This is a genomic window from Chryseobacterium elymi (genome assembly GCF_003385495.1).
GTDB lineage: Bacteria > Bacteroidota > Bacteroidia > Flavobacteriales > Weeksellaceae > Chryseobacterium > Chryseobacterium elymi.
Genome location: NZ_QNUH01000005.1, coordinates 222030 through 234803 on the forward strand (window position 1 = coordinate 222030; position 12774 = coordinate 234803).

Below are 12774 nucleotides of genomic sequence, written 5' to 3' on the forward strand. Positions count from 1 at the left end.
GTAATTTAAAATAAGAGCTGCCATTTTGCTGAAAAAAATGATGTTGTTAATTAACAGCTTTTGGATTAGATGATGGTCATCTAAAAATTAATCGTCAATCAAAATTTGAAAGGCTTTTCTTCTTAAAAAAAGCAGACACTTAAATACCGCTTTTTTGAGTATTAAAAAATATCTACATCGCAACCATATTTCTACTGTTGTAGAAAATGGAAGCCCGGAGTTTAAGTGATAAGGTTAAAATACACTTTTTCCGGACCTTTCCATTTTTATTGATCTCACTACTATTTCAACCTGAAACCGTTGCACATGGTATTTTTTTTATAGTGATCTTACAGAGCTGTAACACTAAATAAAGCTTTAAAGTCGGAAATATTCGCATATGTAAAATTTGATGGATAAGATATGCCTGCACTGCTTGATGCAAAGGCATTGGTTCCGTTCAGATAAATGACTGTATTTAATGTATCACCTGATGTTAGTGTAACCATGCCGGTCACTACCACGGAATAACGTAGGATTGCTTGTCCTGGTGTTGCCCATCTGATTGTTGCATTGTCCATTATATTGGTGCCTCCTGAAGGGTTTCCTCCACAGTTCTTTCTGATTTCAAGGTTTACAGGATAATAAAATCCCGTCTCATTCCTGTCGGGTGCTGCATTTGGCATAATGTAGGCGGTTATGAGGTAGATGCCTGACTGAGATACCGTATAGGTACCTGTGCTGACTTCAAATCTGTTATTAGGGTCGGTAACTGTGTTATCAAATTTTTGAAAAAATCTTTGATTTACTGCTGTTCCGCTTATTCCCCCATTGTTTATAAAAGTGATACCTGATGATGCGTTGCTTAAAGAGATTGATGCCAATGTTGCAGAAGCAGGATTGACCGGTCCCCATTCTGTTGCTCCTAAATCATTAGTTTTTAATACATAACCGTTTGAAGGCGCATTGGAAGGCAAGATAATTGAACGGTCGGTACTCAAATTGGAGGGGGCTTTCAAAGATACCGAGTTTGTACCATTTGAGGAATCTTCGTAGAAGTTAATGGATGAAGCACTTCCAGTCAAGTTTGTGTTCACAGAAATGTTTCCTGCGACATCCAATTTTGCAACAGGAGTTACAGTTCCTACTCCTATTTGTCCATTACTAGTAATCACCACATCATTAATTTGCTGGGTTGAATTAGGCATTCCTGTAGTTGGATTGTCTTTGTTTCCATCGACATGAAATACCTGTTTTGGATTTTCTGTATTGATGCCTACTTGAGCAAATACAATAGATGAAAGTAGCGTAAATGTAAAAATAATTGTTTTTCTCATTGTTTTTCTATTTAGTATATTTTAATTATTATCTTAAATTTTCTAGTTGTAATTGTTTGGGTTATTACTCTGAATAATTAACTTATATGGATGACGATATAGAGAAATCACAATTCATATAAATCATGGTATTACTTCAGTATTTATTCTAAGAAAGATCTAAAATGGTAGTTGATCCAGTTAAGGACAGAATAAATAAAAAAATTCTTAATACTATCTGACTGACTTTCGATTTTCCATCTAAATAATCTGGATACAAATTACTGAGATTTATCTGTCTAGCTACAAAAAAAGCACTACTTAAGTATTACTGTTTTTAATTAATATTTTGATATATAGGGCTTTATATGTTTTGTGGATGAGTGGGGATTTGAATTTGCTAAAAGACCTCATATATCAATGTGATTAAATGAGAAGCAGTTTTATTTCCAAGTATTTTCTAACATTGTTAAAAAAAGTATTTAAATCTAATGCTTTATTCCAGGACTTGAAAAGATCAAAAATTGATTCTAGAGCATTATGCTTTTTACCTTGCAAGAATATGCTTTTTCTACATTCTTTCACTTTGAATTGTGAGATCCAAAATTTTAGCAATGAATAGAAGAACTCTTCCTGATCCATTTTTTGTAGAGGTTGTTATTGAGGTGACAAAATTGTTTCTATTGTAAAAATCTATCAAAATATAAATCCTAAGATGATCACTTTAAATAGTTGGTTATTTTGGTTTAGAATCTTTGTTATGAAAATTCAATATTGAAACGTACAAGATGGCAAAGTAAACAAACAGAATTTGTACTTAAACGTTTTATTTTGCTTCAGTTTTTATTGTGACAAATTACAGATCGGGACAGCTCTGTCCCATTTTCTGTAATTTTTTCGATCAGGATTTTTATATTCCTATCTACTTATTTATAATGACATTGTGTTTTAATATTTAAATACTTTTTTCAAATACAAGTTTAAGTACATAAATTCCCAGAGCTTTATATTGCAGTTGAATATATCCATATCGTGACGATCCTTAAATTTGAATTCTTAGCTGAAATTCATTGAGATCACGCCGTTATAAATCGTATAGGTAAACTTCTGTTTGTTCATAATACGCTAAGATTAGATGATTGTAGCTTGTTTTACTGTAATAAAACTCCAGACCTAAATAATCATTCTAATATGATTTTAATTCTATACAAAGATATCTGCGAGCAATATCGAATCCTAAATTTTCATTGGCAGAATTCCGGAAAACAACAAAATTTATTTTTTATATTGTTGGTAATCATTTAGTTGTATTCTTGTTTTGTTTTTGTGAAAGTTGGGTTATAAATTCTGATGGGGACATACCTTGTTCCTGTTTGAAGATATGTGTAAAACGACTTTGAGATGAGAATCCTGATATTTCTGATAAATAGCTGATTTTATAATTCAAATGCTCCGGATGGTTATAAATCTTATCTACAATAAAATTTATTTTAAGTCCGTTTATATAGTCATTAAAACTTTTGTTGCGATGAATTTTTAGTATATAATTAAGATACTTTGTGTTGGTTTCAAGGATTGTCGCAAGATTGGATTGTGTAAAGCCTTTTTCGGTATACGCTGTTCCATTTTCAAAACTCATTAATTTAGACAGAAGGTCTTTCTCAGTTTCATTAGAAATTAACTTTGTGTTTGTCTTAATGGAGATTTTAAAATCTTCACCTTTTCCTGATAATGAATGACCAGCATTCCCCAAATTATTTTCTTCCTGTCTTTTTTTTCTTTCTTCCAATTCATTTACAATTTCTTCAAACCTTATCTTTAATTCTTTTTTCTTCCGACGCATTTTAATAAACTGAAAATAAAAAATCGCTGAAAGTACAGAGAAAACTCCCAGAATAGAAAGCACCGTAGTGGAATTTTGTTTTTCTAACAATTTTTTCTCCTGTTTTTCCTGATTCAATATGGATTTAACAGCAAACTGAATATCTTTATTATTTTTATTTTGCAGTTTTTCATACTCTTTTTGATAAAGTTCTGAATAATAATTTTTCCTGAGATCATTACCAGTTTCCCCTGAGAGCTGGGACAGATTTTTGTAGAGCTCCGCCTTATTTGAGACATTATCTATTTTGAATTTTATTATATCATCCAGAGCTTGTTGATAAAATGAAATTGCCTTAGATTTATTTCCAATCGCTCTATAATAATCTCCAAATGATTTCAAACTCATATATTGATATTCCAGATCTTTTCTGACTAGATTATAACTTTTATTAAAAAAATAATAAGCAGAATCATACACTTTTCTTTTAAGGCATATATCTCCTTTTATCATGTAAATATTATATATTTCCCCTTCAGAATCTGAAAACTTTTCTTGTATTTTTATTGCCTTATTAATGTATTTATCAGCTTTATCATATTGCTTCCTTCCGCCAAGGTTGGCAGACATTCTTGCATAGGTACGGGATAGCATTCTCTGATATTCATGATTTTTTTCATCTTTAGGAACAAAAGATAAAATATCAGAATATTCATTGAATTCTTGTTCAGGTAAGCCCATTTTCCCATAATTGTCGCCTTTAAATTCTTTAAAAAGAACTTTTAAAACATGATGGTCAGCAGTTGCCGGTTCTTTGAGTCCCTTGTCCAAATAAAATAAACTTTCACTGTGCATATCAATCGAAAGAAGGCACTTGCCTAGTATCAGGTAGGATTTTGCCTTATTAAAGGAATCTCCATATCTTTCAGAGAGTATGGAAGCCTGCTTGGCATATCTCATTGAGCTTACAGCATCCCTAAGTATATACTTATCAGAATTATTCCATAAATTCTGAATCTCTTGTTGCCGCTTTTCGTCTATTTGAGCATATAAAAATTGAGACAGAACAGAAAAGAAAATAATGATAATGTTTTTCAAAAAAGAATTATAATTTGTTAAAAGGTTGTAATTTTTCTTCATATCTAAAAATAATAATTATAAACAAATTCCACTAGTCCCTTGATTCGATAGAAATTGTTATCGTTGGTATAATATAATTCTAAATTCAAATAAGATTAATAGAACCATCTTTTCCGTACTCCAATTTGGAACTGGTGGCAATAGTCAGATTACAGGTCAGATTTAGTGATAATACTCTTTTTAAAATCACTTAAAATAATTTCCTAATAAAAACAATTTTAATAGAACAAGTTGACCATATAGTTAACTTGTTCTATTTTACGGTCTAAAAAATCTAGGTGTTATAATTTGGTGTACTGAATTGTATTTATAAGTAAACTAATAAATAAACTTTAAACAAAAGAATGGCGTACATCAAGTACATTCATTTGCTTATTTCAACATTATTTTTTTTGTGATTCTGTTACCTTCCGGGGTAATAATTACAACAATTGCGTTCTTCGTACCTTTCACTGAATTGCTAATATTGAATGTGAACTTGTTACTGCCTTTGTTTAAAGTTATATTTTCAGCCTTTAATAATTTCCCGTCCATAGCGTACAGTTGCATGTTAGCAGTTCCGGTTTTTGATGTTTTTAATGAAATATGGATATCATCAATGACGGGATTAGGGTAAAATTGCACAGCGGACTCACTTTTGATCTCATTATTAGCCAAAACCAAGGTTGGAAGATAGACGATCCAGCCATATGCAACTATTGCCGGGCCATCTTCAAACCCGGCTATGTATTTACCATTTGGAGAAATTGCGTAAGCTGCTCCCATAGAATCTAAGGTTGAATTAACCGTGACTCCCAAATTTGTAAGATAGGTTTTGAAATCTATGGGAACTGTGCCTAATGCAGGATTGTATATTATTGTATATCTATTCGTATTGGCTGGTTTATACCACATTCCCACTACTGTTCCGTCATTTGATATTCCTCCAAACGATCCTCCGGCGTATATAGACGGATCGGGGTTTGCAAATTCGGTGTAAGAATCTGAAGCAGGATCATATATGAAAGGGAGATTATCAAAAGTACCCACTGCCACACCGCTTTCGTTTATGGCCCGAACTTCGCTACTGGTAGATACCGGCAAATTACCATTTTTTGTAATATATTTAAAAACGCCCGTTTCACTAAACAATGTTGGTACACGTCTGGTTGACGGTGTTGGAATATCTACCCATCCCGCAACTTTACCTGTATTATTAACGGTATAAAAAGTACCATTTACAAAATCATTGTTGCTGGCCCTGGTTGTGATACCTGTTTGTATATCATGAACAAAGGGAATTACATAATTACTATTAGCAATTTGGTCGAAGACTCCCATTTGTCCGGCAATATATCTGCCATTGTCAGATATTTGGTAAGGAACACTTTCCGGAAATGTGGAGGTAGTGGTTGTATTTGCCGGAAATGGAATAGTAGTCCATGTAGTGCTGCCATTTAATTTATAGGCAGGTAATCTAAAGCCTCCGCTTGTTATACTTCCTATAAAGTCTCCATTATTATTAGTACCTCTCAATCGATAAACTATAGGCTCTTTTACTACATAAGTATTAGTTGACCAATTATAAATAAGTCCGAATGAAACAGCAACCCCGTTATCATTTACGTCCTGAAAAGCTGAATTATTAACAGCAAGTTTACGGTATTCCTGTGCGGTTAAAAAATTAGATATAATGCTTAATACGACAAATACCAAGAAATTATTTTTTTTCATAGGTAGAATATTAATTTTATTTCAAAGTTCTGATAATTAATTGAATTAATCAATACTTAATCTGTTGTGAGCTCCTAGATGAAAACTTATCATGATAGTTATGATTTATAAATCATACATTATAATATTTCTGTTTCTCTTTTCCTTGCCATCGCAAAGAGTCTCTAGCTTCATTGTAAATTTTAATATAGTTTTTTCACGAAACAAAGCTAAAAGAGTCGCATAGATGTGTATATTTTGTTTATCTAGTTGTTACTTAAAATCACATTATTCATTACCTATCACTTTTACCAATTTATTCAATTTTGAAAATAATTTCTGAATTTCTCACATATAAAATTTTCATCGATGAAATAAATTGCACAATTTTGAATTAACTATTAACTAATGATAAAAAATTTATTTACTTTCAGTCTGCTTGTTTTTAAGCAACCTGAATGCTTAGGTCAATCCAAGGCTTCTTACTGGGTGGGGAACATGTCTTTATGACCACAACAAGAATGGAAATCCTGTACATTCCCGAGGTATTATTGCTACACTACAAATTCAAGCACAGCTATAGAACTCGTGGCTGAAGCAACAAAGCGACTAATAATGTAGAAAATATAGCAGGAAGTATGCCTTTTACTGTTGCTGATGGTTCTAATTTAAGTCATGCTGCTTATCGCAAAAATGGAGTCAGGAGACCTATTGGTTATTTTCTTGCAGACCAAATTTCAATCAAATTTTACTGGAAGCTTTGAAACGAGATCAATTGCTAATTCTCTATTCTGAAAGATGGTTTTTTCAAAAATTTTTAGCGGACGATAAAATATTTTAGCTGGTAGTAATATAAGCAGTTATAACTTTCACTCTGGTTGTTCTGATCTTGTGAGGTAATGATATGCAATTTTACGACATGTTTTGTCGTGATCAATATGGATTTATACAGAAATAAAAAAACAAAATGGAAAAAAACTTAAAAACGTAAGGTGGAAATCTCTGCTGGAAACCACCTTAAAAAATAAAGCAAAGGCTTAAATACTTTTAAGTCTAAATAAAAATACTTCTTTCGTAGAAATATTAAAAATCAATAAAAAAACATATGAAAAAAATTATTCTTCTTTTCGGATTAATGTTGATAGGGCATATCTATGCACAAAGTCCGTTATCCAGATTTAATGCCGTGGCTTCAGGAGCCAATATGGTGAATTTTTCAAGTACGAGTGATGGGAATCCTACCTCATTTTTATGGGAATTTACAGGAGGTAACCCGTTTTCCTCAACCATTTCAAATCCCAATGTGTCATATTCCGCAGCAGGAATATATACCGCTAAACTTACTGTTACCAATGCTTCAGGAAGTTCAGTTTCTGTAAGAACGATAAAGGTTTCAGCAGCAAATATTCTAGATTTAGGTTCCGGAAGAAACGATGACGGAACTTTAATGTCTGATGCAAGCATTCCTGATCCCGACTGGACTTATACAGATCCGAATGGGGTTGTGAGTACACCTGTTACACGTTATGCAGCAACTGCAGCAGGCTGGTCCTCGGCATCAACAGGAGGTATTGCAGGAATTACAAGATGGATCACAGGGAATAATGTGATAACCGGAGATCACTATTATGTAAGTAAAGAGTTTGAGATACCTGCAGGAGTGTCAACTGCCGTTTTGAACTTAAGATCATTATCTTTTGTTAGAAACTGGACGTATCTGGTGAAAAAAAATGCAGACGGAACAGAAACGGATACTCAAATTACAGCTACCACTTGGATGAGTGACGGAGCTAAGGGCTGGCTGAATTCCAGAAGCCCGGAAGTTGTTAATTATCCTTTGGCTCCTGGAAAATACTATATAAAAGTAAAGTCCTATACTAATAATACAGGTCAGAGACAGGCTATAGATGTTAATGCCAATGTAAATTTCGGATATGGATTTACGTTTTCGCCAATTGCTGAGTTTTCTGCAACACCTACTTCCACTTTTACAGGAAGTAATGTGCAGTTTACTAATCTTTCACAAGGTACGCCGATATCAACTTTATGGAATTTCGGGGATGGAGCTAATGTACTTACTTCAACTCAAAACAATCCTGTTGTAGCATTTTCTACAGTGGGGAATCATTATGCGGAATTAAGTGCAGATTATGGCAATAGTTTGATCTCATCATTGAAAATTGATAATTATGTTCAGACCAGCCAGATTGATGCACCAGTAGTTTCTGCTACACAACCTAATTGTAGTGTTTCATCAGGATCTATTACTGTAACCTCTCCACTTTCGGGAGTTACTTACAGTTTTGATAATGGAAATACTTTCCAGATATCAAATACTATTTCAGGATTATCTTCAGGAAATTATCAGGTAAAAGTGAAAAATCAGCAGGGTACTGTTTCACAAGCTACAAATGTTACTATAAATTCTGCTCCTGCCGTTCCTATGATACCGGTGATTACAATTACCCAACCTACATGTACTGTTAGTACAGGAGGTATTACGGTAACTTCTCCGGCTTTAGGCATGGAGTATAGCTTTGACGGAGGTGTAACTTACCAGACTTCAAATACAAAGAATGGTTTACAGGCAGGAACTTATCAGATTATGATTAAAAATAGCGATGGGTGTACCTCTGTGACAAGTGCAACTATTAATGCTGTAGACTGCAGAGACTGGACTAAAGCACCTAACAGTTATGTTTTTGATCCTAATCAAAATAATGATGGGTTCTACATTCCTGTAAAAAAAGCCTATGCAATGTGGAAGGATCAAGATGGATTATTAAATGATGCTACAGCACTTGATGGTATACCAACAGCAGAAGTATACTGGGAGGATGTTGCAGGTTTAATTCGTTCTACAAATTATAATCTTGTAGTAGATGGTTCAGGAGAGAATGCAAGGATCAAAGTAGAAATAGATAAGGCAAAAGGCGAAGGAAATGCGGTTGTTGCATTAAAGATTAACAATAAAATTATTTGGAGCTGGCATGTTTGGGTTACGGATGATCCGTCTAACGGGGTAACCTATGGAAATCTCTATGATAATAATACAGTGAATGGAGAGCAAAGAGCTAAATATGTTGAAAATGGAGTTGTTAAATCCTTCATACCAAAATGGATGGATAGAAACCTTGGTGCAACCAACCGTGACTTTATTGGCTATGATTGGAATAAATCAGGAGGACTTACTTATCAATGGGGAAGAAAAGATCCTTTCCCACCTTTTGAATATAAAGATAGTGCAAAATATGAGATCAGTGGAACTATAGGTACAAAAAAACATTTGTATGATTATACCGGAAATGATACTACGGATAAGATAGCAAGTAGACAAAGACCTTTTAGTGGGACTAATGATATTAATAACAATGTTAAATTTTCAATAAATAATCCTTTAGATCTCATCTTTACAAATATTGTATTAGGAGATGCATGGTTTGCACAAAGCATAGGTAATACTCCGGCTTCCAGAAAAAAAGCTGATCTTTGGGGTGATAACTCGGAAAATATTCCAACAACAACAGGGGGAGAAATTAATGTATATAAGCCAAAGACCTCATATGATCCTTGCCCTAATAAATGGAGAATACCATCTTATATAACTAATGCTTTTAGTACCAATGTCAGTAATTCTATGCAGCCATGGGGAAGAAACAGAAGCAGCATGATGTATGATGCGGGCTATAAAGATATAAAACCAACTGCTGAAAATATGGTCTTGAAAGGAATAAAAATTTATCCTAATTTAGGAATGGATTTTACCAATACGACATCTCCATATTCTCAAGGACAGTTCTCTCGAAATATGGGAGTTTATCCGGGCAATGGTAAATATGTTGTAGGAAAAACAGGAGAATTTTATCATCAGGATCCACATGAAACTTCTATCCACTCGGCATCAGTTGCCAATACAAATCCTTATGAGTACTTTTTTTACGCTTATGGAGATGCAGGACAAATGGGAGGTGTTAATAGTTCAAATGTTTATGTACCATCACATCCTGATCCGGCTTTATACCCTAATATGTTTGGGAAATATTATCTTAATCCACAAGAGTCTACATCCTCTCTGGGCGCAGCAATGGCTTGCCGTTGTATAGAAGATAAGTATGCCAATGAATATGACTTCCCAACCAGTTTCTTTACTAATGAAACTATTGTAAATTATACAGAAGGAATTAAAGACCCAAATAGTTATTTAGTTACCAGAACAACTACTGAAAAGGAAATAAAAATCCCAATTAGTAAAGCATTTTCTGTTTATAATCAATATCTGTCAGATCATGGAATGCTCGATTTTAGCAATCTAAAGGTAAACGTATACTGGTCAGATAACAGATCTCTGATCTCCAACATAAAAGTGATCAATACACCAACTAGTAGAGATAATATCAAAGATGCTTATATCTCTGTAAAGGTGGCATCAGATCAATCTGGAAATGCAGTTGTTTCACTACATAACGGAAATATTTCTACTCCTGCTTACTGGAGCTGGCATATTTGGGTAACCAATACCAATGTAGATGAAGTGGCTTATCAGACAGAAGATGTATTATTACCACCCACAGCAAATTATGTAAATTTCACAAACTCTGGTGCTCAACCAATGAAAAATACATTCATGGATAGAAACCTTGGTGCTACAGATGTATTCCCGGATGTTGTTAATCCTGAATCGGTTGATAATACAAATGAGCTTCCTTTGATCAACGGTTCTGCAGGAATGCAGTACCAATGGGGTAGAAAAGACCCTATTCCTAGTTTTATTACAACTGGAGTAAACATTTCCAATGGAGCTGCAAAAACAGGAGAGTACAGTATATGGACGTCATCTGGACCGGATGCAAACGGAAATATATACCCTTCATCATTCACTGAACTTACAGGCAATACCTATGAAAATACTTATGTTAAGCAAAGAGGTACTGATTACGGAACTGTTGGAATTACGAAGGCTGAAAACATAATGAATAATTTGAAATATTCTGTGGAAAATCCACTCGCTTTTATGATTCCGGGTACAAAATACACAAACAGATCAACTCTGAACTCTTTTTACGGACAGGACTGGTTGTATTCTACACCTAATCAAATGATGGACAGATGGGGACATGCCACATCAAAATCGGTATTTGATCCATGCCCCGGAGGATGGAGGGTTCCGGATATTTCTAACGGAGTAGTAGATAATGATCCTAATGATCCTGATCATTTGGATGACAATAAAGGAAGTTCACCATGGTATAACGGCTTTTATAAGAAAAATGCATCTGTAGATCCGTTTAGAATTCACAGTATGGGTATTGCTCAGGAGGTAGATTTTGATATCAAAAATCCAACGGATATTTATAATGGTGGTGTTCCTTATTATTTAGGAAATACAATTAAAAATGCAAGCACAGTATACGGATATCAGTTTGGTATTTCAAATGACAATAATAATCCTAATTCAAAATATAAAATCGGAAATTACCCTGTAACAGGATTTAGAGGTTTTAGTAATAATGAGGCAGTTTCAGCTTCAATAAAGTTAGGCGTTTCAGGAGTATGGACGGCAGCCTTAAGATCTGCCAATTCCTATGGGACAGCACATAACCTGACTTTTTGGACCAATAGTCTTACTTCTTCTAAGCTAACATCAATGAATGATGCGTTTATTAATCATCCAATGAATGCTATGAACGTAAGATGTGTGAAAGAAGAGTCGAAATTTGGACAGTTACTGGGAACAGCGTCTAATATTGGAAAAATAACAGGAAGTACTCCATCTGCGAAAAGCAGTGTGAGACAATCTGCGGATGCTGAAACGGATACTAAGATAGATGTTTATCCAAATCCATTTAATAGTTTCTTTATGGTTAAAGGAGAAAACCTGAAGTCTTATGAACTATATGATATCTCCGGAAAGTTAGTTAAACAGGGAAGTCTTAAAGAAAAGACTATTCAGGCAAATAATTTAATTAAAGGAGAATATATATTAAAAATAACAACGAATGCAAATACAATAAAAATTAAAAAAATTCTTAAAAACTAATAGAATGGCCAGCTTATTAAGCTGGCTTTTTTATATAGTTTTTCACGGCTCACTCTATTGACTTGCGATGGAATAGAGGGAGTTTTTTTTAATGTTTAAATCACTGAAAATAAATAAGTTAAAAACAATGAAGTAATAAAGTTATTCTATATCAAACCATTCGAATTCTCGAATACAGCCCTAAAGAATACTGTGAATTCTTTTCAGTAAGAATTCGGAAGAAAAAGTATATTAATGGTCTGATTTTTCAGACAACTTAAAAAAGAGAAAAAATTCATTGACAATATGGATTCGATTATTCGAAAATAGGAGGGATTTTTCGTACTAAGCCGAAATCTTACAGCAGAAATTACGGTTTTCTTACAAGCGTTGCTGGTTGGATTTTTCTAAGACGAGTTTGAAATTCGCCAGCTCAGGATTACTGTGAACCTTGTTTGTTGACGATTTACAGATAGATATATTTATTCATATACCAAATTGTAGTGAATATTTTCAATATCTCCTGTTACGGGATATACTTAATCTAATCATAAATGATAAAATAGGAATTAAGTGTTCGATTGTACTACCTCTATGCCCGCAAAGTCAGAAACCAAAAATAAGATAAAACGCTGTAATCATCAATGTTTACAGCGTTTTTTGTTCTAGTAACAGAAGAAAATCAAAAGAGGTCACTATTTATATGATCTTTTTAATGGCTTATCGTGAAAATTTGAAAATAGGTCATTAAAAACTCGTGGAAAGCCAACCAATTAGGCCGTCTAATGATTGTGCATCTTGCAGAAAGA

At 33.6% G+C, this 12774-nt stretch carries 4 protein-coding genes; 1 reads left to right on the forward strand and 3 read right to left on the reverse strand.

All coding sequences use genetic code 11. The features are described from left to right. Positions 1-329 precede the first annotated feature (329 nt). The 3 genes from DRF60_RS07925 to DRF60_RS07940 form a co-directional block, all read right to left on the reverse strand. Complete coding sequence (locus DRF60_RS07925; RefSeq protein ID WP_116011556.1) at positions 330-1316, reverse strand: hypothetical protein; 987 nt, start codon at positions 1314-1316, stop codon at positions 330-332. 1276 nt (positions 1317-2592) lie between these two features. Further along, a complete protein-coding gene (locus DRF60_RS07935; RefSeq protein WP_157967943.1) occupies positions 2593-4215 on the reverse strand; it encodes an AraC family transcriptional regulator in 1623 nt (540 codons plus the stop codon). Positions 4216-4629: 414 nt separating this feature from the next. Then, positions 4630-5952, reverse strand: a complete 1323-nt coding sequence (locus DRF60_RS07940; RefSeq protein WP_157967944.1) for a T9SS type A sorting domain-containing protein — start codon at positions 5950-5952, stop codon at positions 4630-4632. 1102 nt (positions 5953-7054) lie between these two features. On the opposite strand from DRF60_RS07940, the gene DRF60_RS07945 reads away from it, so the two are divergent. Then, positions 7055-11986, forward strand: coding sequence for a PKD domain-containing protein (locus tag DRF60_RS07945; RefSeq protein WP_116011560.1), 4932 nt, complete (start codon positions 7055-7057; stop codon positions 11984-11986). Positions 11987-12774: the final 788 nt, after the last annotated feature.